Below are 24255 nucleotides of genomic sequence, written 5' to 3' on the forward strand. Positions count from 1 at the left end.
TCCCCGCCGGAGGCAGCGCGGATTTGCACCGCAAATCCGCGCGTAGCGATTTGGCAAAGCCAAAGCGCAATCCCTCTCTAAGCGACCAGCTGCTCCGCCTTCTTGAGGTCCACCGACACCAGCTGCGACACGCCTTGTTCAGCCATCGTCACACCGAACAAGCGATCCATCCGCGACATCGTTACGGCGTGGTGTGTAATGATCAAAAAGCGTGTGTCGGTGCGGCGGGTCATCTCGTCCAGCAGGTCGCAAAAGCGCGTCACATTGGCGTCATCCAAAGGTGCGTCAACCTCATCCAGCACACAAATAGGTGCAGGGTTTGCCAAGAAAACAGCAAATATCAACGCAAGCGCGGTCAGCGTTTGCTCGCCGCCTGACAGAAGTGACAGGGTCGACAGTTTCTTGCCCGGTGGTTGGCACATGATCTCTAGACCAGCCTCTAGCGGGTCGTCGGATTCGACCAGAACCAGCTTGGCTTCACCACCGCCAAAGAGGTGTGTAAAGAGCAAGGAAAAGTTGGAGTTCACTTGCTCAAAGGCAGTCAAAAGGCGCTCGCGGCCTTCCTTGTTCAACGACGCGATACCGGACCGCAACGTGCGGATCGCTTCTTCCAGATCAGCCTTCTCGGTGACCAGCGCGTCATGCTCTTCCTGGACTTCTTTCGCATCTTCTTCGGCGCGCAGGTTCACAGCCCCCAAGGCGTCGCGCTGCCGTTTCAAGCGGTTCACATCGTTCTCGATTGCCTCGGCAGCGGGCATCTTTTCGGGGTCAGCGTCGAGCGTTTCAAGTAGTTGATCAGGCGTCGTGTCCATCTCTTCGGCGATGCGTTCAGCGGCATAGGCGACCGTCTCTTTCGCGGCGTCGGCGCGGGCCTCAGAACGGGCGCGGGCTTCGCGCGCTTCCGATGCGGTGCGCTCTGCGTCACGCTCACTGGCGACGGCCTCGCGCAACGTTCCTTCGGCCTCGGACAAGGTATCGGCAGCTTTGGCGCGGCGGGCCTCAGCCTCCCGGATCGCGTCGGCGAGTTCTTCGCGTTTGGCAGCGATCTCGGATGGTGCGGCCTGGGCGGCATTCAATTCCTCAGACGAGGTTTCCTTGCGCTCTTTCAACTCGCCAATGCGTTTCTCAGCGGTCTCCAGACGGTGCTTCCAGCCGCTGATTTCCTTGGTGATTTCCTGAGAGCGCTTGAGGCGTGCTTCCCCTTCGCGGCGCAACTCGTCATGGGCGGAGCGACGCGCCATCATGGTCATGCGCGCGGCCTCGACCGTCATCTTGATGTCTTCGACGCGGGCGCGGGCGGCGTCCAGGTCTTCCAGATCGCCAAGCCCTGCTTCGGCTTCGGCCAAACGCGTGCGGGCGGCCATCGCTTCTTCTTCAAAGCGTGTCAGGGCAAGGGTCAGCGATTCCAGTTTACCGGCGGCGAGGGACTTGTCCGCCTCGGCCCGTGACAAGGCGCGGGAAGCGTCGGTGACGGCGGCATCGGCGGCACGGCGGGCAGCGCGGGCGTCTTGGTCTGCACGGGTCTGTTCGGCCAGTTGCGCCGACAGCATCTCGTGGGCGCGCTGCGCCCCGTCGGCTTTGGCAGCCGCGTCTTCGAGGTCGCGTTTCAATTCGACCAATCGGTTGAGTTGCTGCAGGCGCAAGGCCGCAGCTGAGGGCGCGTCCTCGGCCCCCGCGCGGAACCCGTCCCAGCGCCAGAGGTCTCCTTCGAGCGACACAAGGCGCTGGCCCGGTCTCAGGTCAGCCTGCAGGCGGGCCGCATCGCTGGCGTCCACCAAACCGATCTGGCTGATGCGGCGACCCAGAACGATGGGCGCGGTGACGTGATTGTTCAGCGACGTCACGCCATCAGGCAGCGGTTGCGAGGTGCCGTAACCGGGCAGCGTCGTCCAGCCGGAGGCGGCATCGCTATCCACTTCGGGCGCGCGCAGGTCGTCGGCAAGGGCAGCGCCCAGCGCTTTCTCAAACCCCGGCTCGACGCGGATACTGTCGAGGACCTGACCGCCTTCGGCAGTGTCGCGGTCGACCAGCTTGGCGAGGGCGGCAACTTCGGCGCGCAGGGCGTTGGCTTCACCTTCGGCTTCCGAGCGGAGCGCGCGGGCATCCGCCTCACGCGACTGGGTATCGGCGCGAGCGGCCTCGGCATCGGCGAGCGCTTTTTCTGCGGCATGCGCAGCATCGGTCGCGGCCTTCTCGGCGGTTTGCGCGGTGGCGAAATCCTCTTCGGCTTTGGTCAAGGCTGCCTGAGACTGCGAGAGTGCGTCCTTGGCTTTTTGCGCCTCAAACTCGTTTTTCTCGAGTGTTTTCTTGCTGTCTTCCAACAAGCGCTGCGCGGATTGGTGGCGCGCCGCAAGGCGGGCGACGTCTTCGGTCAGCTGGCTCAGATCAGCCTCGCGCTGCTGCAAAACCTGCGCACCTTCACTGGCGTCGGCATTGGCGGCGGTCAGGCGATCCTCGTGTCCTTCCGAGGCTTTCGCGATCTCGGTGGCTTCCCATTCCAGACGGTCAATCGTTTCGCCCGCGTCCTTGTTCAGGCTGCTTTCGCGGTCGATATCCTGCGTCAACTGCGCGATACGGTTTTGCAGCGTCTCGATGGTTTGAAGCGCGCGGCTTTCCTGATCGTTGAGCGTGTCGCGCTGGACCTGCAGGCGTTGCAGAACGGCGGCGGCGATCGCCTCTTCCTCGCGCAGAGGCGGCAGAACGTCTTCCGCGCGTTGGCGGAGTTTAGCGGCCTCGCGCGCGGCGGTTTCGGCTTGAGCGGCGGCTTTGGTCCGCTCTGTCAACGTCTCTTGAGCGGCCGCGCGTGCCTCATCGGCTTCGCGCCAGCGGCGATACAAAAGCAACCCTTCAGCGCGGCGCAGATCGGTACCGATTTCACGATACCGTGCGGCTTGGCGCGCCTGACGGGCAAGTGCGGCCAACTGATTGGCCAGTTGTTCGATCACATCATCGACGCGGGCGAGGTTCGTCTCGGCCCCTTTCAGCTTCAACTCGGCCTCATGCCGACGTTGATAGAGGCCCGAGATGCCCGCCGCTTCTTCCAGAATGCGACGACGCGCTTTGGGCTTGGCATTAATCAGTTCCGAAATCTGGCCCTGCCGGACAAGCGCAGGGGAATGCGCGCCGGTGGACGCATCCGCAAACAGCATCTGCACGTCGCGGGCGCGGATGTCTTTTGTGTTGGCTTTATAGGCCGAGCCGATATCGCGGGTGATGCGGCGGACGACTTCCAATACATCGCTATCGTTGAAACCCGCAGGCGCCAAGCGATCCGAGTTGTCGATGTGGATCGAGACTTCGGCAAAGTTGCGAGCGGGGCGCGTGGCGGCACCGGCGAAGATCACGTCCTCCATCCCGCCGCCGCGCATGGCGGTGGGGCGGTTTTCGCCCATGACCCAGCGCAGCGCCTCTAGCAGGTTGGACTTGCCGCAGCCATTGGGCCCCACAACGCCCGTCAGCCCGTCCGCGATCACAAGATCGGTCGGGTCGACGAAACTTTTGAAGCCGTTAAGACGCAGGCGAGAGAACCGCAAAGCCCTATCCTTGGTGATTCCGTTGGTGGCCAAGTTGACGGCAGAGTGTCGCTTTGAGTCAACAGGTCCCACGCAGCATCTGGGGAAATGCGCCGACTTATCCCCAAGATATTGAAGTTTCCGCCAAGCGGACGTCGCGAAAGCCCATAGCGGCGGCGGAATCGTTCTTGACCGCCCGTATGCCGCGGCGCACAAACAAATGGCATGGTTCCCCATGGCGCACAGCGTCGGGGATCAAATGGGAATACGGTGCGCGTGACCCAATCGGGACGCAAAGCCGAAGCCGCCCCCGCGACTGTAAGCGGAGAGTGTCAGGCCTTTTGCCACTGGAGCAATCCGGGAAGGCGGCCAGATGCCTCGACCCGCAAGCCAGGAGACCAGCCTTGCATAACAGTAACCCCTGACCTGTCGGGTGTGACAGGATGGAGAAAGACTATGCATATCGAACCAGGCGTCGTGAACGGCGCCAAACTTGCTTTGAGCTACGCAACCGCAGCAGGTGCGGTGGCCTATTCCGCAAAACTGATCTGGGAGAGCCTTGTCGCCAATGGCATCGTTTCCCTGATCGCACGCTCGGCCATGGCGACTGTGGCTGTGTTCTTCTTCTTTGAAGTGCTGCCGACCTTTGCCGTCGGCGTGTCAGAAGTGCATTTCATTCTGGGCACAACGCTGCTGTTGATCCTGGGCACAGGGCCCGCTGCGATCGGTTTGGCGCTGGGACTTCTGGCGCAAGGGCTGTTCTTCGCGCCCACTGATCTGCCACAATATGCGATGAACGTGACCACGCTTCTGGTGCCGCTTTTCGGCATTCATTTCCTGGCCAAGCGGATTATCGCGCCGCACACGCCCTATGTCGACCTGACCTACATGCAGGCGCTGAAATTGTCTGCGGCTTATCAGGGCGGTGTTGTCGCCTGGGTGGCCTTCTGGGCGCTTTACGGCTCTGGCTTCGGGGCGGAGAACCTGACCAGTGTGGTGACGTTCGGCGCCGCCTATATGCTGATCCTGCTGCTTGAGCCGATTGTCGATCTGGCGGTTCTGGCCGGTGCCAAAGCGCTGCGCGGACTTGAAGGATCGGGCCTTGTGACGCCCCGCCTTCACGCGGCTGAGTAAGCTCTTCCTTTAACGGATCAGCGGGGCCGGATATGTCTGGCCCCGCGCTTTGCAACTCATCTTTTCAGGGGAATGAAATGGCTGGGAAAATACCTGCAACTGTCGTGACCGGCTTTCTGGGCGCGGGCAAGACGACACTGATCCGGCACATGCTGGAGAACGCTGAGGGCAAGCGCATTGCCCTGATCATCAACGAATTTGGCGATCTGGGCGTGGATGGTGACATTCTGAAAGGCTGCGGTGATGAGACCTGCACCGAGGATGACGTGATGGAGCTGTCAAACGGCTGCATTTGCTGCACCGTCGCCGATGACTTCATTCCGACAATGGAAAAGTTGCTGGATCGCGAGACGCCCCCCGATCACATCGTGATTGAGACCTCGGGTCTGGCGTTGCCGCAGCCGCTGGTGCGGGCGTTCAACTGGCCGGGGATTTCGACGAAAGTCACCGTCGATGGCGTGGTGACTGTGGTCGATGGCAAAGCGGTGACCGAAGGGCGGTTCGCACACAACGTCGATGCCGTCGATGCACAGCGGGCGATGGATGAGAACCTGGATCACGAGACGCCGCTGTCGGAGTTGTTCGAGGATCAGGTCGCCTGTGCGGATATGATCGTGGTGAACAAATCGGACTTGCTGGGCGAGGACGAGGCGGGCGCTCTGGTTGGCAAGCTGAAAGGCGAGGCGCGCGATGGCGTGCAAGTCGTGAAAACTGCGATGGGGCGGATGCCGGTGGATGTGCTGCTGGGTCAGGGTGTTGGAGCCGAAGACGATCTGGAGAGCCGCCACGAGGTGCATCATCACCACCATCATCACGATGACGAAGACCCTCATCACGACGATCACCATCTCCATGAGCACGAGCACGGCCACGACGAGTTCGAAAGTTTCGTCGTCACCCGCGCCGAAGTGGCCGACCCAAAGGCTTTTGCCGAACAGATTGCCGATGTGATCCGCGCGCATGATATCTTGCGCCTCAAGGGCTTTGTGGCCGTTGAAGGCAAGCCGATGCGCTTGACCGTACAAGCGGTTGGCCCACGTGTGGACAGCTATTTCGATCAGCCTTTTGGCGCTGCTCCGCGTCAGACACGGTTGGTTGTCATCGGGCAATCCGGGCTGGATCGTGCCGCGATTGAGGCGGCTCTTGCGGCATGAAAATCGCCGTTGAAGACCCGCTGACAGAAGATGCTTTGGGGCTGATCGACGGCTCCGAAGCGGCGCTGCGGGCGGTCTATACGCCCGACGAATGTTTCGCCTACTCGCCCAAGGAATTGGCGGAGCCCAACGTGCGCTTCTACCTCGCGCGTGACGATGAAGGCACCCCGATGGGCTGCGTCGCGGCGGCGGATATGGGCGATTACGTCGAGGTGAAACGCTTGTTCGTCAGGCCCAAAGCGCAAGGCACGGGCTTGGGTCGCAATCTGATGGCGCATCTGGAGGCGGAGGCGAAAGCGGCGGGCCATAACTTGGTGCGGTTGGAGACGGGCGATCTGCTGGTCTCGGCCTGCGCGCTTTACGAGCGGATCGGCTATGTGCGGCGCGGCCCGTTCGGTGACTACGAAGAGGCCGAGGCCAGCACGTTCATGGAAAAGGCGCTGTAGATGCACCTGCTGGCCGCCACGCCCGGTGCGATTGACGACGGATCGGAACCGGTTGATCTGGGGCAGACGCCTGCGGATGTGGTGGTCATTTCGGCCGCCGATACCGAGTTGGCAGCGCTGTCGGAGGCACGCTCCGAGATGGGGGATGCGCCATCGTTGCGGTTGGCCTCAATGATGCATTTGCAGCACCCGATGTCGGTCGATCTGCATATCGAGGCGTGTGCGGTAAAATCCCGATTGGTGATTGTGCGCGCTTTGGGTGGCGCGGGCTATTGGCGCTACGGGGTCGAACAATACGCGGCGCATTTGCATGAGGCGGGCGTACCGCTGGCGTTGCTGCCGGGGGACGATAAGCCGGACCCTGAGTTGCGCGAGCTTTCCACCGTATCAAGTGAAGATTACGACGCGCTTTGGGCGTATCTGGTCGAAGGCGGCCCAGAGAACGCCGCGAACTTCTTGCGCTATGCGAAAGTGATGCTGGACGGGGGGGAGGCTCCGATGGCAGCGTCCCCACTGCTACGCGCGGGCGTCTATTGGCCCGGCGCGGGCGTTGCCGATATCGCGGCAGCGCAAGAGGCGTGGATCGATGGCGCGCCGGTCGTGCCGCTCGTGTTCTATCGCGCGCTGGTGCAAGGCGCTGGGCTGAACCCGGTGAACCGCTTGGTGAAAGCTCTGTTGCGCGAAGGGTTGAACCCGCTGCCGATCTTCGTGGCGTCCTTGAAAGACCCGGTGAGCGTCGCGACGCTGGAGCGGTTGTTTGAGGCCGCGCCGCCGTCTGTTATCCTGAACTGCACCAGTTTCGCGGTCGGCTCCGCCCATGGCGACGACGGCCCCGCGAACCCGCTGGTGATGGACGCGGCGCAAGGCGCGCCTGTGTTTCAAGTGGTCTTCTCAGGCTCATCTGAAGCCACTTGGGACGAAGGGCTCACAGGTCTGTCCGCCCGCGACATCGCGATGAACGTAGCCTTGCCCGAGGTCGATGGCCGCGTCCTGACCCGCGCTGTCAGCTTCAAAGGGGAAGCGTTTTTTGACGAGGCGACGGAGTGCCCGATCGCCACCTACCGCGCGCGCGGCGACCGGATTGCGTTCGTCGCGGCGTTGACGAAACGCTGGGCGGGTTTGCGTGGAAAAGCGGCGGCGGAGCGTAAAGTCGCGTTGGTTTTGGCGAACTACCCCAACAAGGACGGCCGCCTTGCCAATGGCGTCGGCTTGGACACGCCCGCCGCGACCGTGCACGTTTTGAACCTGTTGCGCGAGGCGGGATACGGCATCGCGAACGCACCCGCAGACAGAGCCGCGCTGATGGAACAGGTGATGGCTGGGCCGACAAACTGGCTAACGGACCGCGCGACGAAATCAGGCGGCGTGACGTTGCCTTTGGACGCCTACAAGACCGCCTTCGATGCGCTGCCATGGGACGTCAAATCGCGTATCACCGACCGCTGGGGCGCACCCGAGGACGATCCGTTTTTTGACGGCACCGGCTTCAAGCTGAGCGTGCTGGACTACGGCAACGCGGTCGTCGGCATCCAGCCCGCGCGCGGCTATAATATCGACCCGACAGACACCTATCACTCACCCGATCTGGTCCCGCCGCACAACTATCTGGCCTTCTATATCTGGCTGCGCAAAGCCTATGGCGCGGACGCGATTGTGCATATGGGCAAGCACGGAAACCTCGAATGGCTGCCCGGAAAATCCGTCGCGTTGTCAGAGACTTGCCTGCCCGAAGCCGTTCTTGGCCCGATGCCGCATATCTATCCGTTCATCGTGAACGACCCTGGCGAAGGCACCCAAGCCAAGCGCCGTGCGCAGGCGGTCATTATCGACCACCTGACGCCGCCACTGACGCGCGCGGAAAGCTATGGACCGCTACGCGATCTGGAAGCCTTGGTGGACGAATACTACGAGGCGGCGGGCGTGGACCCCCGCCGGATCGACCATCTCCGCCGCGAAATCCTGTCGCTGTCGGACGTCACCGGACTTGCCGCTGATGTAGGCATGAGCGGCTCGGATGATGAGGCAGATCTGGCCAAGCTGGACGCGTACCTCTGCGAGCTGAAAGAGGCGCAAATTCGTGACGGTCTGCATGTGTTCGGACAATCGCCAGAGGGGCGTTTGCAGCGCGATCTGGTGCAAGCGCTGCTGCGCGTGCCGCGTGGGGATGGGACGGGCGCGGATGCTTCGCTGATGCGCGCTTTGGCGTCGGATTTGGCGTTAGATTTCGACCCGCTGGATTGCGATATGGCCGCTGTGTGGGACGGCGCGCGGCCTGATATTTTGCAAGACATCAGCACAGACACTTGGCGCTCGAACGGCGATACAGTCGAACGGCTGGAACTGCTCAGCGCCGCGTTGCTGGATGGGCAAACGGCTCCCGGACCCGCATCAAAAGCTGTTCTGGAACATGCGAAAACCGTGGTGGCACCGACCGTCGCGGCCTGCGGCGTTGAGGAAGGCAATGGCCTGCTGACCGCGCTTGACGGGCGCTTTGTGGCCCCTGCCCCCAGCGGTGCACCCACGCGCGGGCGGTTGGATGTGCTGCCCACTGGACGCAATTTCTACTCGGTCGACAGCCGCGCTGTGCCAACGCCAACGGCATGGGCGTTAGGATGGAAGTCTGCCAATCTGCTAATCGAGAAACACTTGCAAACCCATGGCGACTGGCCCCGCGCGATGCTGCTGACGGCTTGGGGCACGGCGAACATGCGCACCGGCGGCGATGACATCGCACAGTGCTTGGCGCTGATCGGCGTGAAGCCGAAATGGGACAGCGCAAACCGCCGCGTGACGGGATTTGAGGTGCTACCCCAAAGTGTCTTGGGCCGCCCCCGCGTGGACGTAACCCTCCGCGTCTCGGGCTTTTTCCGCGACGCCTTCCCCCAGCAAATGGCGCTGGTCGATTCCGCAGCGCGCGCTGTGATGGCGATGGACGAACCAGATGACCTGAACCCCGCGAAAGCAGCAGGCGGCGCGGCGCACCGCGTGTTCGGAAGCAAACCGGGCGCTTATGGTGCGGGCCTGCAAGCCATGATCGACGAACGGCTTTGGGCGGATAAAGCGGATCTGGCCGAGGCCTATCTTGAATGGGGCAGTTATGCCTATGGCAAAGATGGCGATGGCACCCACGCGCGCGATGCGTTCGAGACGCGGCTAGGTCAGGTCGAAGCGATTGTGCAGAACCAGGACAATCGCGAGCATGATGTGCTCGACAGCGACGACTACTACCAGTTTGAAGGCGGCGCGGCGGCGGCGGTGACCACCCTGCAAGGGCAGGATCGCCCCATTTACCACAACGATCATTCGCGCCCCGAACGCCCGGTAATCCGCACGTTGGATGACGAAATCGGGCGCGTTGTGCGGTCGCGCGTCGTGAACCCGAAATGGATCGAAGGCGTCAAACGGCACGGCTATAAAGGCGCGTTCGAAATGGCAGCGACGGTGGATTATTTATTCGCGTTCGCGGCCACCACGGGCGCTGTCAAAGGTCACCACTTCGATCTGGTCGAAGAGGCGTTCCTTGCCGATGAAGACACGCGCGACTTCATCGAAGAGGCCAACGCCCCTGCCCTGAAAGAAATCGCCGAACGGCTGGCCGAAGCGATTGAGCGTGGGCTTTGGACGCCCCGCTCAAACTCCGCCCGCGCGCGTATCGCGGCCCTTGCAAAGGGCGCAAAACCAATGGACCCTACGCCTGAGGAGGCCGCAACATGACCGATGACGCAGACCTGGAACGCCACTCCATGAAGATGGCCAAGAAGAAGGCCGCGCGCGATAAAATCATGGCGACGAAGACCGATGAAAAGGGTCTGGTGATCGTGCATACCGGCAAGGGCAAGGGCAAAAGCTCCGCCGCGTTCGGGATGATTTTCCGCTGCATCGCCCATGATATGAAATGCGCCGTTGTACAGTTCATCAAAGGCGGGATGAGCACGGGTGAGCGTGACTTGATCTTGGGCAAGTTCGGCGACATCTGCTCGTTCCACACAATGGGCGAAGGCTTTACGTGGGAAACCCAAGACAAAGCGCGCGATACGGAAATGGCACAAGCCGCATGGGCGAAGGCCAAAGAGCTGATCCGCGACGAAAGCCACAAAATGGTCCTGCTGGACGAGATCAACATCGCGTTGCGCTATGATTATATCGACATCAACGAGGTGGTTGAGTTCCTGGCCACCGAGAAGCCCCACATGACCCATGTCGTCCTGACCGGGCGCAATGCGAAGGACGAGCTGATCGAAATTGCCGATCTGGTGACTGAAATGGAGCTGGTCAAGCACCCGTTCCGATCCGGGATCAAAGCGCAGATTGGGGTAGAGTTCTGAGTTTGATCTTTGCCTAAATACTCAAGTCTTCCGCCCGCTATCCTGCGGATCGTTTGAGTATTTTTAACAAAGATGAAACCAGAATCAGATCAAAGAGTAATGCGGTACAGGCTGGAGAGCCGATGACCGTCAAAGGTGAAACCTTTTGGTTTCTTATACTTCGGGGGAACTACGGGTGTCCCCCGAAGGACTTTTCCAGCAGGATCCAGAGACGCGCGTTAACCTTAATTGAGCGTTAGGAGTTGGTAGCTGCAGCGCGGGTCTGGGTCAGGGTGGCTCCGGTGGAGAGCGCTTCCGGATCGAGGCACAACTCTATCACCGCGAGCGATTTTGAAGCACGGGCCGTGTCGAGAGCTGCGGGGAAATCAGCCGTTTTGGAAACGGTGAGGCCGGTGCCTCCGTACGACTTTGCGAGGGCCGCGTAGTCGGGATTGAACAGCTTTGTGCCGCTGACACGGGCCGGATAGGTCTTTTCCTGATGCATGCGAATGGTGCCGTATTGGCCGTTGTTGCAGATGATGAAAATCACCTTGGCATTGTGCTGTGCAGCGGTCGAGAGCTCGTTCAGGGTCATTTGGAAGCAACCGTCGCCTGCCAGGCAAATCACGTCACGGTCGGGATGTTCGAGGGCCGCGGACACGGCGGCGGGAACACCATAGCCCATGCTGCCTGAGGTGGGAGCCAATTGGGTCGGGTAGGTTTTGTAGCGGAAATAGCGGTGCAGGAAGGCCGCGTAATTGCCGGCTCCGTTGGTGAGGATGGCATCGTCGGGCAGCGCGTCGGAAAGATGGGCGATTACCTGCTCCATCTTGACGTTACCGGGGGTCGCTTTGGGGGTGTTCCACGTCTGATACTCGGCGCGCATCTGCTGGGTCAGATCGGGTGCGATCTGCTTGGCGTTGCTTGCGGCGAGTGCAGCGATCATCGCGGGGGCGGGCGCATTGACGGCCAGTGTAGGTGCATAGACGCGACCCAGCTCGTCGGCGTCGGCATGAACATGGATCAGCGTTTTCCCATGGCCTGCAGGGTCAAGCAGCGTATAGCCTTGGGTCGCGATGTCGCCCAGACGGGTGCCCAGCGCGAGGATGCAGTCAGCGGCTTGCAGGCGCTTTGCGAGGGTCGGGTTGAGGCCGACATTCAGGTCGCCACAAAAATTCGGATGCCGATTGTCGAGATAATCCTGACGGCGGAATGTGGTGACCACGGGGAGGGCGGCGGTTTCGGCAAATTGCGCCAATGCCGCGCTGGCAGAGGCCGTCCAAAGCGGACCGCCCACGACAATCAGCGGATTTTTTGCTGTTTTGAGCCTGGACAGGATCGTCTGAGCAGGCCCTGTCAGATCGGGCAGGGCCGAGGTTGACGGGATCAGATCAGGCACATCCGCCTCTGCGCTCAGCATGTCTTCGGGTAGCGCCAAAACGACCGGACCCGGGCGCCCAGATATCGCAACCGAAAACGCGCGGCTGATATATTCGGGCAGACGGGCGGTATCCTCAACCTCAGCCACCCATTTGGCAAGGGGCGCAAACATGGCGCGATAGTCGACCTCTTGAAAGGCCTCCCGGTCGCGATGCCCCCGCGCGATCTGGCCGACAAACATCACCATCGGCGTGCTGTCCTGGCGCGCGATATGGATGCCGCTTGAGGCATTCGTCGCCCCCGGGCCACGCGTCACGAACGCGACACCGGGGGTGTTGGTCAGCTTGCCATAGGCCTCTGCCATCATCGCGGCACCGCCTTCGTGACGGCAGACGATATTGTCGATCCCGCTGTCGTAAAGCCCGTCGAGAGCGGCCAGAAAGCTCTCTCCCGGAACCGAGAAAACACGCCGTACACCCAGAATTTTCAGCTGATCCGCGAGGATCTGTCCACCATGGCGCATCGGGGCCTCCTGTCCTTTTTTGGCACCTTGGGCGAAACACCCCTGTACGGCAAGGGGTGCGGTACTAGGTTAGCTGGAAACCGGGATCGAAAAGGATTTGAGATGAATTTGTTGGGTATTTCAGGCTCGTTGCGCGACGAGGCGACGAACAGGAAGCTGCTGGCCGAGGCGCAAAGGATGTTTGCGCCAGAGAGCTATGTCGAGGCGGATTTGAACCTGCCCCTATACGATGGTGATCTTGAGGCGGCGGACGGGATCCCCGAGGCGGTCACACGGCTTGCAAGCCAGATCGCGGACGCGGACGCGGTTGTGATTTCGACGCCGGAGTACAACCAGTCCATCTCGGGCGTTTTGAAGAACGCGCTGGATTGGGTGAGCCGGGTCGACGGTAACCCCTGGGCCAACAAACCCGTCGCGATCATGTCGGCGGCGGCAGGGCGCGCTGGGGGCGCGCGGGCGCAATATGCGTTGCGGTTATGCATGCAGCCCTTCCGGCCGCGCATCTTGCAGGGGCCCGAGGTGATGGTCGCAGCAAGCCATAAGGAATTTGACGATAACGGTCGTCTGCAGGGCGAGATGTATAACAAGCTCTTGCAGGAGTTGATGGACGCCTTGAAGGCCGAAGCCGGGCGCTAGAACGTGCTGATCCTGCACGATCAGATGGACCCCGCGCGGGCAGAGGCGTTGCGGATCACGCTTGGTCTGCCCACACAGATTGAGGCGAGGGCCGCGCTGCCGCCCTTCTTTCATCAGGCCTATTTCTGGGATGCCCAACCAGCGGACGCGTTAGGCGCGGACGGGCATCCACGCGTTGGCGGATTGATCCCGGATATGGGATTGCCGCGCCGGATGTGGGCAGGAGGACGACTTGAGTTTCACGTCCCTCTGCGTTGTGGTTTGGCGGCCGAGAAACGGTCCGAATGCGTGTCGGCGGAGCGGAAAGAGGGGCGCAGCGGGCCATTGGCGTTGGTCCAATTACGTCATGAGATTTGGCAGGATGGGGCGCTTTGCGTGACCGATCTACAGGATCTGGTCTACCGGGAAGCCCATGATCCGGCTCAGGCTGCGCGGGTGGCTCCGATCACCGAAGATGCGACACCCGGAGAGGTCTTGCAATTCTCGCCAACGCTTCTCTTTCGCTATTCTGCGTTAACCTTTAACGGCCACCGGATTCACTATGATCGGGACTACGCGATGGGGGCAGAAGGCTATGCGGGGCTTGTGTTGCATGGCCCGCTTTTGGCGCAGCGCTTGATGCTGGCGGCTGCGAAAGCCCTGCCGGACATGTCATGGTTTTCGTTTCGTGCGACCGCACCTTTGATGGATTTTGAGACGGCAGAACTGGTTTGGACCGGTGGGTCAGGCTTCCTTCGCGGTCCGGATCAACGGCTGTGTATGGTGGCGGAGGCGGGCTAAAGGCTTGCCTCTGGCTTGAACGCGTCGGGGACGGTGTCACGGCCCTCAAGGATCAGATCGGCCATGACCTGCCCCACTTTTGGGGCCATGCCAAAACCGATTTTGAACCCGCCATTGGCGATGAACGCGTCGGGGTTCAGAGGGTGCACGCCCAGCATCGGTGCACGGGATTTGGCGCGGGGGCGGACCCCCGCCCAGCGCTCAAGGATTGGGGCGTTTTGCAGGACTGGGAACGCCGCCAAGGCGCGGCTTAGAACGTCATCAAGCTGCGCGTCGGTTCCATCAGGGCTGTCGAATTCCCGTTCAGAGGTAGAGCCGATGGCGACGGTTCCATCTTGGTGTGGCACAATGTGTAAAGCATCTGCGAACAGTTGAGGAGCAGAGGCTGCATCAAATTGCAACAGAATTGCTTGCCCTTTTACCCCGTTTCCAGCCGATTTACCCAGTTCTTCTGATATGGCGAGAAGGCCTTGATAGCCCGTCGCTTCGACCAATCTACCTTCCACCGACGCGTCGCCTATGGCGATTTCGCCGCCCAGCGCGATTACAGCGTCGGCAAGGGCGCGCGTGGCGCGGCGCGGATGGATGCGCGCGGTGAGCGTGTCGTGGATCAGATGTCCCGTGGGGCTATGCGGCGCCCAATCGGGGTGAGCGGAGGCAGAGACAACCTGCCAATGGGCCTTGCCCTCCCAAAGCGTCTTGGCACTTTCGGCGCGCGCGTGAGCCAGCTCCAACGCGCGATCATCAGCGATGGGCTGCAAGCGGCCAGACCTTAGATAGCCCGGCGATTGGCCAGACAATTGGGCCACGCGTGCCCAATGCGCCTCGGCCAAAATCAGGCTTTCAAATTGAAAGGCTTTCTTGATGTTCCAATTCTCTGGCGTGTGCGGTGCAAGTGCACCGACGATACCGCCACTGGATCCGGCGGCCACGCCTTCCAGATCAATCACACGGACACGCGCGCCACGCGACGCGCAGGCATAGGCAACCGATAGGCCAAAGATGCCCGCGCCTTTCACTGTGATATCGACCATTGCCAAGGCCCCTGCCCTTCCCCATTGTCCCGATCTGTTAAGGTTAATCTTTAGGACATCGGCGGATGGGCCACCAGCGGGCAGATTTGGAATGGCGCGACGGCGATGTGCCGGTCTCGACCCGGTTTCAGGACCCGTATTTCTCGCTTGAGAACGGATTGGATGAAACCCGCCATGTCTTTCTTGTGGGCAACGATCTACCCGCGCGGTTTTGCGAAGGGTTCCACATTGCAGAGCTGGGGTTCGGCACAGGGTTGAACATGCTGGCGGCGCTGATTGCCTGGCGCGCCTCCGGCACATCGGGACCATTGCGGTTTACCAGCTTCGAGGCATACCCGATGACCGCGGACGAGGTTGCGCGGGCGTTACGTGCCTTTCCAAAGGCGCTTGCCATTGCTGAACCGTTCTTGGCGGCGTGGGGAGACGGTCAAACCGAGATTGTGACCGAGGACTTGTACGCAACGGTCGTTATTGGCGATGCAGGGTCGGAACTTTCAAATTGGGACGCGCAAGCCGATGCGTGGTTTCTTGATGGTTTTAGCCCTAATCGAAATCCAGATATGTGGCATTCTGATTTACTGGGCCAAGTCGGCAAACATACAAAACCAGGCGGCACCGCCGCGACCTACACCGCCGCGGGGTTCGTGCGGCGTGGCTTGCAAGACGCAGGGTTTGAGGTCACCCGAACCGAGGGCTATGGCCGCAAGCGCCATATGACCCGCGCAAGGAAACCGGCGTGACAGAGGCCAACACACGCCTTGGCATCCTGTTGATGGTCGCCACCACGTTCGTCTTCGCTGCGCAAGACGGCATCTCCCGCCACTTGGCGGGCGAATACAACGTCATGATGATCGTCATGATCCGCTACTGGTTTTTTGCAGCCTTCGTAATCGCTGTGGCCCGGCGCAAGGCAGGTGGGATCCGCCAAGCCGCGCAGACCGAGCAGTTGCCCTTGCAGCTATTCCGCGGCGCGCTGCTTGCCATCGAGATTTGCGTCATGGTCGGGGCCTTCGTGCTGCTGGGCCTGATCGAGAGCCACGTGATTTTCGCCGCCTACCCGCTCATCATCGCAGCCCTCTCTGGCCCGATCCTGGGCGAACGGGTGGGCTGGAAACGCTGGGTTGCGATTGGTGTTGGCTTCATCGGTGTGCTGATCATCCTGCAGCCCGGCGTCAAAGTCTTCTCCCCCGCCGCCATCGTTCCGCTGATCTCGGCGCTGATGTTCGCACTTTACGGCCTACTGACCCGCTACGCGGCGCGCAAGGACAGTGCGGCGACCAGCTTCTTCTGGACCGGCGTCACAGGGGCCGTGGTGATGACCGTGATCGGCGTGTGGTTCTGGGAGCCGATGAGCCGCCCCGATTGGGTATGGATGGCGCTGCTCTGTGTGACCGGGGCCTTCGGACATTACCTGCTGATCCGCTGCTATGAGCTGGCCGAAGCCTCCAGCTTGCAGCCTTTTGCCTATCTGCAGCTCGTCTTCGCGTCGGCCCTTGGGCTTCTCGTCTTCAACGAAACGCTTGAGATGAATGTGGTGATCGGCGCGTCGATCGTGGTCGCGGCAGGGCTCTTCACTCTGTGGCGGGAGCGTCAGAGAGGCTAGCTTCCTCCTGACCCAGACCTGCAGGGCGCGCTTGCGGGCGGCGCAGGGGAACCTCGCCAATCAGTTCCTCAGTGAAGTGGATCGGACCGGTGATGCTGGTCAGCCGCGCGCGGTAGACAGGCAGGCTTTCGGTGACGCGCATCACGTAGTTGCGGGTCTCACGGAAGGGGATGTGTTCAATCCAGTCGATGACGTCGATCTCGCCTTTGCGCGGATCACCAAACCGGTCCATCCAGGATTTCGGGCGGCCCGGGCCAGCATTATAGCCCGCGGCGACCATCACCGGGCTATCCCCGAAATCCTCAATGAGATCAGCGAGATAAGCACTGCCAAGGCGAGCGTTATACTGCCAATCGCTCAGCAGCCTTGCGCTGCGAAACACCATGCCTTGGTCGCGCGCGACGGCTTGCGCGGTGCGGGGCATAACCTGCATCAGCCCAAGCGCGCCCGCGCTGGAGGTGACGACCGGGTCAAACTCGGACTCGCGGCGGGCAATGGCGAGGGACAGCGCTTTGGGCGCAGGCAGGTCCATATCGGCCAAAGGGTGCAGGGCGAAATAGGCCTGCGGGATCACGATACCCCGGCGGGCAGCGCGTTTGCCGATCATCACCGCGATATGCGGGCGATCCTTGGCGACAGCGAAGCTGCCCAGCGCGCGCAATTCATCGGTGGGCAAGATGTCGGCAAGATGGGTCAGGAACCGTTCGGCCAAAGCGTCTTCGCCGATGGAGATGAAGAGGTCGGCAGCCTGAAACACGGGGTTTGCGGTGAACCGCGCGTCTTCCCACGGGGTATCAAAGCCAACGAGGGACGGGTCCAGAGGAAGCCCCGCTTTCTCGGCGGCAAGCAGCCCATAAAAGCTGGTCTGGTGCCGACCGCCTTCCGCGTAAGCCGCCTGCGCGGCCTCCGCGTCACCCAGCGCCCCATGGGTGCGGCCCAACCAGTAGAACGCACGACCCTTGGAAATGGGGGTTTTGACAGCGGCCTCGAACGCAGTGAAATGGGTCAGCGCCACCTCGGGCTGGTTCAGCTTTCGCAGGGCGATGAAGCCCGACAGCCATTCCAGATCGGCAAAGTTCGACCCTTCGGTTAGAAAATGGGTCGAAGCGACATGATAGGCCGTGCGATTCTGCTCGTCCCGCATCATATCGCGCGCGATAGAACGGCGGCGGTTCGACCAGGCTTGCGGGTTGCCCAGTGCCTCTGCCGATAGCGAATGGCCCAACAGCAGTTCCAGCGCGCCTTCATTCAGGCCTTTGCGGGTCCGCCATTGGAAGCGGTCAAAGGCGAGGCCACCGTGACGCTTCAGGGCCTCTGGCACCGCGGACAGTTTGGCCTCCACATCCGAGGCGTTCGATTGCAGGGCGATGCGCGCCTCGGCCAAGGCCGCTTGATCGTCGCTGACGAAAGGGACCATCCGCCGCGCGTCGCTGCGCTGCGATTGCCAGAGCAACATATCAAGACGCGCCGCATGGTGCGGCCGCAAAAGTGTTCCGTGGTTTCGCAGGTAAAGGCGCTCGGTCTCCTGCGGCATTTGCATCGTGGTCCAAGCGGTGATGAGTGCTGCATCGGCCTGATCCGGGGCATCTTCGCGCAGGGCTTCGACATGGGTCAAAACCCCCGCACCGGTTTGCGGCGGCGCATCCGCAAAGAAGCTCATCGCACTTTCGGCTGGTACGTCTTCCTCCACCCGGCGGCGCATCAGGGCAAGGCCGGGCCAGTCAGGATGCGCCTGCAGGAAAGCCGCCACTTCGGGATATGTGCCGTCAGCGCGCAGCTTGTGCCAATCGACAATGGACTGGATCACGGGATCATGGGATGTGGCGTGATCTGCAGCTTCGACCCAATCCCCATCACGCACTGCGATCAACGCGGCCTGCAAGGCGACGCGGTCAAGGCGATCCTGCGCGAGCGCGGGGGCGGTCATCCAGACCGACAAAACGAAAACCCAGAATAGCCGCATGAACACGCGCCCCCAATGCGCGGTAAATATGAGACGAATGCTAACGGCACGCACTCGCACCGCAAATCACAAACTTGGCAAGGGGCAGGACTGCGGCTAGGTTCCGCCGAACTCAAACCGCCGATTCAGGCGACATTCAAAGGAAGCGCGTCATGTTCAAGGGATCAATGCCTGCCCTCGTAACGCCGTTCTCGAACGGCCAGCTGGATATCGACACGCTCAAGAAACTTGTCGCGTGGCATGTGGATCAAGGCAGCCACGGGCTGGTGCCCGTTGGCACCACGGGCGAGAGCCCGACGTTGAGCCATGCCGAGCATGATCAGGTCGTCGAAATTGTGGTGAACGAGGCGGCAGGCCGTATCCCGGTCATCGCCGGGGCCGGCTCCAACAATACGGTCGAAACCGTGCGGCTGGTCAAGAAAGCCAAAGAGGTCGGCGCCGATGCTGCTTTGGTCGTGACGCCTTACTATAACAAGCCGACCCAACGCGGTTTGCTGGGGCATTTCCATGCCGCAGCTGACTGTGGCTTGCCGATCATTATCTACAACATCCCCGGTCGCTCTATCGTGGATATGACCCCCGCAACGATGGGCGAACTGGCCAAGCACGAGATGATTATCGGCGTGAAAGATGCAACCGGCGACGTCACACGCGTCTCCAAGCAACGCCGGAGCTGTGGCACGGATTTCGTGCAATTGTCCGGCGAGGATGCCTCTGCCATCGGGTTCAACGCCCAAGGCGGGCAAGGCTGCATTTCGGTGACGGCGAATGTCGCGCCCAAGCTCTGTTCCGAGTTTCAGGAGGCCACATTGCGCGGCGATTACTCCACGGCGCTGGAGTATCAGGACAAACTGATGCCCTTGCACGAGGCGATTTTCACCGAGCCGGGCGTGGCAGGTGCGAAATACGGATTGTCCTTGTTGGGCATGTGCCGCGATGAGGTCCGGTCCCCGTTGACGGGTCTGGATGAGAACACGCGTCTGCTGATGAAAGACGCGATGCGGCATGCGGGTTTGATTAACTAAAGGGATTGCGCCGCGGCTGGGGGCTTTGCCCCCAGACCCCAGGATATTTTGACCAGAATGAAACCAGAAGCGGTTGGAAGCCGTCGGGTTTCACATAGATAGGCATCATGGCTGCGAAACCGAAAACAGACCCCAACTATAAGGTCATCGCCGAGAACCGGCGGGCCCGGTATGATTACGCGATTGAGGAAGACCTCGAGGTTGGGATCATGCTGGAAGGCTCCGAGGTGAAATCCCTGCGCGAAGGTCAGGCCAATATCGCCGAGAGCTATGCGAATGTGGAGGATGGCGAGCTGTGGTTGGTGAACAGCTATATCGCGCCCTATCTGCAGGCCAAAACCTTTGGACATGAGGAAAAGCGCAAGCGCAAGCTGCTGGCGTCCAAGAAAGAGCTGTCGAAGCTTTGGAACGCCACCCAGCGCCAAGGCATGACGCTGGTTCCGCTGGTGATGTATTTCAACCATCGCGGACTGGTGAAGATGAAGATCGGCGTCGCGAAGGGCAAAAAGACCGTCGACAAGCGCCAGACCGAGGCCAAGCGCGACTGGAGCCGCCAAAAGGCCCGTTTGCTGCGCCACGGAGAGTAGCGGCCCTTGCGTCACCTTATATGCGGGCGTAATCAAGGTTGATCCTGACCTGAAGGGGGCTTTGGCATGTCTGCAGACGATCCCAGAACGCTTGTCTCAACCGAGTGGCTTGCAAGCCATCTTCGCGACCCGGATTTACGGGTGCTGGACGGCTCTTGGTATCTGCCGGATGCGGGACGCGATGGGCGGGCAGAGTATGAGGCTGCCCACATCCCCGGCGCGCGGTTCTTCGATCTGGACGAGATCAGCGACCATCGCTCCGACATGCCCCACATGGCCCCCTCGCCCGAGAAATTCATCTCGCGCATGCGCGCGATGGGCGTGGGCGATGGTCATCAGGTTGTCGTCTATGACGGCGCAGGTCTCTTTTCAGCCGCGCGTATCTGGTGGCTGTTCAAGCTGATGGGCAAGCAGGACATCGCCGTTTTGGATGGCGGGTTTCCCAAATGGCAGGCTGAGGAACGCGATGTCGAAGACCTGCCGCCCATGGTGCGCGACCGCCATATGACCATCAGCCGTCAGAACCATCTGGTCAAGGATGTGACGCAAGTCGCCTCGGCCAGCAAATTGGGGGATCACGCGATTATTGATGCCCGCGCCGCCGAGCGGTTTCGCGGCGATGCGCCAGAGCCGCGCGAAGGCTTGCGCGCCGGTCACATTCCCAAATCGCGCAATGTGCCGTTCAAGACATTGCTCAATACCGATGGCACACTTAAGGCGCCCGCCAAGCTCAAGACACTGTTTGAAGAGGCCGGTGTCGATCTAAGCAAGCCCGCGATCACCACCTGCGGCTCTGGTGTAACAGCCGCCGTCCTGTCGCTGGCGCTTGAGCGCATCGGCAAGACCGATCACGCCGTCTATGATGGCTCATGGGCCGAATGGGGGATGTTCCCCGACCTCAACGTCGCAACCGGAGACGCCTGATGCTGACGCAGCTTAAAGACCAACCCGCTGATAAAATCCTCGCCCTCGTGCAGGCCTTCAAAGACGATCCCCGCAAGGACAAGATCGACCTGGGCGTCGGGGTCTATAAGGACGCAGACGGCAAGACGCCCATCATGCGGGCGGTCAAGAAAGCCGAGAAACAGCTCTGGGAGCAGGAGCAGACGAAATCCTATGTCGCCCTAACCGGCGATCCGGCCTACGGCGCCGCCATGGCGCAAATGGTTCTGGGCGATGCCGTTCCGATGGACCGCGTCTCCAAAGCCGCCACACCCGGCGGCACGGGTGCTGTGCGCCAGGGGTTCGAGTTGGTGCAACTTGCCAACCCCCAGGCAACTGTCTGGGTGTCAGATCCCACATGGCCGAACCACCTGACGATCCTCAAGCATCTGGGTATCAAGACAACGCTCTACCGCTATTTCGATAGCGAGACATGTGCTGTGGATTTCGACAGCATGCTGGCCGACCTGAAAGGCGCGAAAGAGGGCGACGTCGTGCTGCTCCATGGCTGCTGCCACAACCCCACAGGTGCCAATCTGAACAAGGCGCAATGGAAAGAACTGGTCGCGCTGATGAAAGCCCAAGGCCTGATCCCGATGATCGACATTGCCTATCAGGGCTTCGGCGATGGCCTCGAAGACGATGCCGCCGCGACCCGGCTCGTGGCATCCGAACTCCCGGAAACCATCATCGCCGCCAGCTGCTCGAAAAACTTCGGGATCTACCGCGAACGGACAGGCATCCTGATGACCGTCTCAGCCGAGGCTGCGACCCAAAAAACCGCCCAAGGCACGCTCGCCTATCTCAACCGGCAGAACTATTCCTTCCCGCCCGATCACGGCGCGCGACTGGTGACGATGATCCTGAACGATCCCGATTTGCGCAAAGAATGGGAGGACGAATTGGAAGAGGTCCGCGAAGGCCTGCTGGTCCTGCGCAAACAGCTTGCCGAAGAACTGCAGAAAGCCACGAACTCTGATCGCTACGGCTTCATCGCCGAGCATCGCGGCATGTTCTCGCGCCTCGGCGTTTCGCCCGAAATGGTCGAAAAACTGCGCGAGGATCACGCGATCTACATGGTGGGCGACAGCCGCATCAATATCGCCGGGCTCAACAAAGACACGGTGCCAATCCTTGCAAAAGCCATTGCGACTGTAGGCGGCTGACCCCTTCTTTTGTCCCAAAATACCTCCGCCGGAGGCATCAAAGGGCGTCCCATCGGGGCGCGCTTTTCTATCAATAAAATAGAATGCGGCGCAGCCGCTCCGCATTGCAACAAAAAAGCCCGGGCGCGAACGCCCGGGCAAGGTTGCCATCAGCTAACAGGAAGGAGCGTTAGCCTTTGGAGAAGTCGGGATAGGCTTCCATCCCAAGCTCGGATGTATCGAGACCATTGATCTCGGCTTCCTCGCTCACACGGATACCCATCGTGGCTTTCAGGATGAACCACAGGATCAGCGAAGCACCGAAGGTGAAGACACCGTAGGCCACGATACCAGTCAGCTGGGTCATCAGAGCTGCGTCACTGTTGTAGAAGACCACAGCGATCGTGCCCCAGATACCTGCGATCAGGTGAACCGGGATTGCGCCGACCACATCGTCAATCTTCAACTTGTCGAGCATCGGAACCGCGAAGACCACGATCACACCACCGATTGCACCGATCCACAGCGCGCCAAACAGCGTCGGGGCCAGCGGCTCTGCTGTGATTGAAACCAGACCGGCCAGACAGCCGTTCAGAACCATGGTCAGGTCGACCTTCTTGTACATCACCTGCGTCAGGATCAGCGCGGTCACACCACCGGCGGCAGCCGCCATGTTGGTGTTGGCAAAGATCCGGCCCACATCGGTGATGTCACCCACGGTGCCAGCTGCCAGCTGGGAACCACCGTTGAAGCCGAACCAGCCGAGCCACAGGATGAACGTACCAAGCGTGGCAAGGGCCAGGTTGGAGCCGGGCATCGGAACGATCTTGCCGTCCTTATACTTGCCGATACGCGGCCCCAGCACGATGGCACCAGCCAACGCAGCCCAACCACCGACAGAGTGCACAACGGTCGAACCCGCAAAGTCAGAGAAGCCCATCTCGGACAGGAAGCCACCGCCCCACTGCCAGGAGCCGCTGATCGGGTAAAGGATACCGGTCAGGACAACAACAAAGATCAGGAAGGGCCACAGTTTGATGCGCTCAGCCAGTGCACCGGACACGATGGACGCGGTTGCTGCGACAAACATCAACTGAAAGAAGAAGTCGGACGCGACAGACGCATAATCCAGCGACGCATCTGCGGCGGCGAGGCCAACCGGCTCAAGCGATGTCGGAACGAAATTGCCCGAGAAATAGCCGTTGAAGTCGCCCGGATACATCAGGTTGAAGCCAACCAGCCAATACATGATCGACGCGATCGAGAAGAGCGCGATGTTCTTGGTCAGCTGCATCGTCACGTTCTTGGAGCGCACCAGACCCGCTTCGAGCATCGCAAAGCCCGCAGCCATCCAAAACACAAGGAAACCACCCACCAGGAACAGCAGCGTGGTCATGATATAGGGGCCGATTTCGTCAAAACCCGGCGCGGCATCTTGCGCAAAGCCAAGGCTCGGAAGCGCGATCAACGCGGCCGCCAGCGGAAGAGTTTTTGTAAGTTTCATAATCACTTGTCCTATGAATGCGCGCCTTACAGCGCTTCTTCGTTGGTTTCGCCGGTCCGGACGCGCACAGCGCTTTGGACATCGAGAACGAAAATCTTGCCGTCGCCGATCTTGTCGGTTTTGGCAGTCGACTGGATGGTCTCGACGACCTGATCGGCCATCGACGCATTCACGACGATTTCGAGCTTCACCTTCGGAACGAAGTTCACGGCGTATTCAGCGCCACGGTAGATTTCGGTGTGTCCGGACTGAGAGCCGAAGCCCTTGATCTCGGTCACCATCATCCCGCGCACGCCAATGGCGGTCAGTGCTTCACGGACCTCCTCCAGCTTGAACGGTTTGATTGCTGCAATGATGAGTTTCACGGTTTTCCCCTTCCACGTTGCGCAAAAGCTGACCCGCAGAGGGGTCTCGCTGGGGTTACCGTGCAGGCGCAGAATGAGTCCTCAAGTGAGTCTCATCGGGAATCGCCTCTAAGACGACTACTAATTGCACAAAAATTATACAATTTACGCACAATGCTTATTTTTTAATCAATTTTAAAACCGTATGATCCAGACGCTTCCCGCTCTACAAAGGGCGC

At 60.9% G+C, this 24255-nt stretch carries 19 protein-coding genes and 1 riboswitch; of the genes, 13 read left to right on the top strand and 6 right to left on the bottom strand.

Going from position 1 to position 24255, the window contains the following annotated elements; all coding sequences use genetic code 11:
* Positions 1-77: 77 nt before the first annotated feature.
* Entirely contained in the window at positions 78-3533 is a 3456-nt protein-coding gene (smc, locus tag KUW67_RS04240; protein ID WP_224824035.1) for a chromosome segregation protein SMC, read from the bottom strand.
* A gap of 188 nt (positions 3534-3721) precedes the next feature.
* Positions 3722-3934, top strand: a riboswitch (cobalamin riboswitch).
* A gap of 34 nt (positions 3935-3968) precedes the next feature.
* Between smc and KUW67_RS04245 the strand changes: the two genes are divergently transcribed.
* The 5 genes from KUW67_RS04245 to cobO all read left to right on the top strand — a co-directional run bounded on the left by KUW67_RS04245 (position 3969) and on the right by cobO (position 10571).
* The gene (locus KUW67_RS04245; RefSeq protein WP_224824036.1) at positions 3969-4646 is read left to right on the top strand and encodes an energy-coupling factor ABC transporter permease; all 678 of its coding nucleotides are present in this window, start codon (positions 3969-3971) and stop codon (positions 4644-4646) included.
* Between the two features lie 77 nt (positions 4647-4723).
* Complete coding sequence (gene cobW, locus KUW67_RS04250; protein ID WP_224824037.1) at positions 4724-5800, top strand: cobalamin biosynthesis protein CobW; 1077 nt, start codon at positions 4724-4726, stop codon at positions 5798-5800.
* Complete coding sequence (locus tag KUW67_RS04255; RefSeq protein ID WP_224824038.1) at positions 5797-6246, top strand: GNAT family N-acetyltransferase; 450 nt, start codon at positions 5797-5799, stop codon at positions 6244-6246. Before cobW ends, KUW67_RS04255 begins: the two co-directional genes overlap by 4 nt.
* Positions 6247-9960 (top strand): cobaltochelatase subunit CobN, encoded by a 3714-nt coding sequence (gene cobN / locus KUW67_RS04260; RefSeq protein WP_224824039.1) that lies wholly within the window; start codon positions 6247-6249, stop codon positions 9958-9960.
* The gene (gene cobO / locus KUW67_RS04265; protein ID WP_224824040.1) at positions 9957-10571 is read left to right on the top strand and encodes a cob(I)yrinic acid a,c-diamide adenosyltransferase; all 615 of its coding nucleotides are present in this window, start codon (positions 9957-9959) and stop codon (positions 10569-10571) included. The genes cobN and cobO overlap by 4 nt, the downstream gene beginning before the upstream one ends.
* 235 nt (positions 10572-10806) lie before the next feature.
* Here cobO and KUW67_RS04270 read toward each other — a convergent pair whose 3' ends face one another.
* Positions 10807-12453 carry a thiamine pyrophosphate-binding protein gene (locus KUW67_RS04270; protein ID WP_224824041.1) on the bottom strand — a complete coding sequence of 549 codons (1647 nt, stop codon included), beginning with the start codon at positions 12451-12453 and terminating at the stop codon, positions 10807-10809.
* Positions 12454-12555: 102 nt separating this feature from the next.
* Here KUW67_RS04270 and KUW67_RS04275 point away from each other — a divergent pair, with 102 nt between their 5' ends.
* Positions 12556-13089 (top strand): NADPH-dependent FMN reductase, encoded by a 534-nt coding sequence (locus tag KUW67_RS04275; protein WP_224824042.1) that lies wholly within the window; start codon positions 12556-12558, stop codon positions 13087-13089.
* Positions 13090-13098: 9 nt separating this feature from the next.
* Entirely contained in the window at positions 13099-13869 is a 771-nt protein-coding gene (locus KUW67_RS04280; protein ID WP_224824379.1) for an acyl dehydratase, read from the top strand.
* On the opposite strand, the gene KUW67_RS04285 is transcribed toward KUW67_RS04280, so the two are convergent.
* Complete coding sequence (locus KUW67_RS04285) at positions 13866-14903, bottom strand: FAD-binding oxidoreductase (RefSeq protein ID WP_224824043.1); 1038 nt, start codon at positions 14901-14903, stop codon at positions 13866-13868. The two genes, KUW67_RS04280 and KUW67_RS04285, sit on opposite strands and share 4 nt — an antisense overlap.
* Before the next feature lie 65 nt (positions 14904-14968).
* Here KUW67_RS04285 and mnmD point away from each other — a divergent pair, with 65 nt between their 5' ends.
* Entirely contained in the window at positions 14969-15643 is a 675-nt protein-coding gene (gene mnmD / locus KUW67_RS04290; RefSeq protein WP_224824044.1) for a tRNA (5-methylaminomethyl-2-thiouridine)(34)-methyltransferase MnmD, read from the top strand.
* Complete coding sequence (locus KUW67_RS04295) at positions 15640-16506, top strand: DMT family transporter (RefSeq protein ID WP_224824045.1); 867 nt, start codon at positions 15640-15642, stop codon at positions 16504-16506. The genes mnmD and KUW67_RS04295 overlap by 4 nt, the downstream gene beginning before the upstream one ends.
* Here KUW67_RS04295 and KUW67_RS04300 read toward each other — a convergent pair.
* Positions 16475-18469 carry a lytic transglycosylase domain-containing protein gene (locus KUW67_RS04300; protein ID WP_224824046.1) on the bottom strand — a complete coding sequence of 665 codons (1995 nt, stop codon included), beginning with the start codon at positions 18467-18469 and terminating at the stop codon, positions 16475-16477. The two genes, KUW67_RS04295 and KUW67_RS04300, sit on opposite strands and share 32 nt — an antisense overlap.
* A gap of 152 nt (positions 18470-18621) precedes the next feature.
* Here KUW67_RS04300 and dapA point away from each other — a divergent pair, with 152 nt between their 5' ends.
* The 4 genes from dapA to KUW67_RS04320 all read left to right on the top strand — a co-directional run bounded on the left by dapA (position 18622) and on the right by KUW67_RS04320 (position 22189).
* Positions 18622-19494, top strand: coding sequence for a 4-hydroxy-tetrahydrodipicolinate synthase (gene dapA / locus KUW67_RS04305; protein WP_224824047.1), 873 nt, complete (start codon positions 18622-18624; stop codon positions 19492-19494).
* Between the two features lie 107 nt (positions 19495-19601).
* On the top strand, positions 19602-20081 hold the full coding sequence (gene smpB / locus KUW67_RS04310; RefSeq protein WP_224824048.1) for an SsrA-binding protein SmpB: 480 nt from the start codon (positions 19602-19604) through the stop codon (positions 20079-20081).
* A gap of 66 nt (positions 20082-20147) precedes the next feature.
* Entirely contained in the window at positions 20148-21005 is an 858-nt protein-coding gene (gene sseA / locus KUW67_RS04315; protein WP_224824049.1) for a 3-mercaptopyruvate sulfurtransferase, read from the top strand.
* On the top strand, positions 21005-22189 hold the full coding sequence (locus tag KUW67_RS04320) for an amino acid aminotransferase (protein WP_224824050.1): 1185 nt from the start codon (positions 21005-21007) through the stop codon (positions 22187-22189). The genes sseA and KUW67_RS04320 overlap by 1 nt, the downstream gene beginning before the upstream one ends.
* Positions 22190-22358: 169 nt before the next feature.
* Here the strand turns inward: KUW67_RS04320 and KUW67_RS04325 are convergent, their stop codons facing one another.
* Both KUW67_RS04325 and KUW67_RS04330 read right to left on the bottom strand, forming a co-directional pair.
* Positions 22359-23672 carry an ammonium transporter gene (locus KUW67_RS04325; protein ID WP_224824051.1) on the bottom strand — a complete coding sequence of 438 codons (1314 nt, stop codon included), beginning with the start codon at positions 23670-23672 and terminating at the stop codon, positions 22359-22361.
* Positions 23673-23698: 26 nt separating this feature from the next.
* On the bottom strand, positions 23699-24037 hold the full coding sequence (locus KUW67_RS04330; RefSeq protein WP_224824052.1) for a P-II family nitrogen regulator: 339 nt from the start codon (positions 24035-24037) through the stop codon (positions 23699-23701).
* Between the last annotated feature and the right edge of the window lie 218 nt (positions 24038-24255).

The sequence above is a fragment of the Cognatishimia sp. MH4019 genome (assembly GCF_020177595.1).
In the GTDB taxonomy this organism is placed as follows: domain Bacteria; phylum Pseudomonadota; class Alphaproteobacteria; order Rhodobacterales; family Rhodobacteraceae; genus JAHTBL01.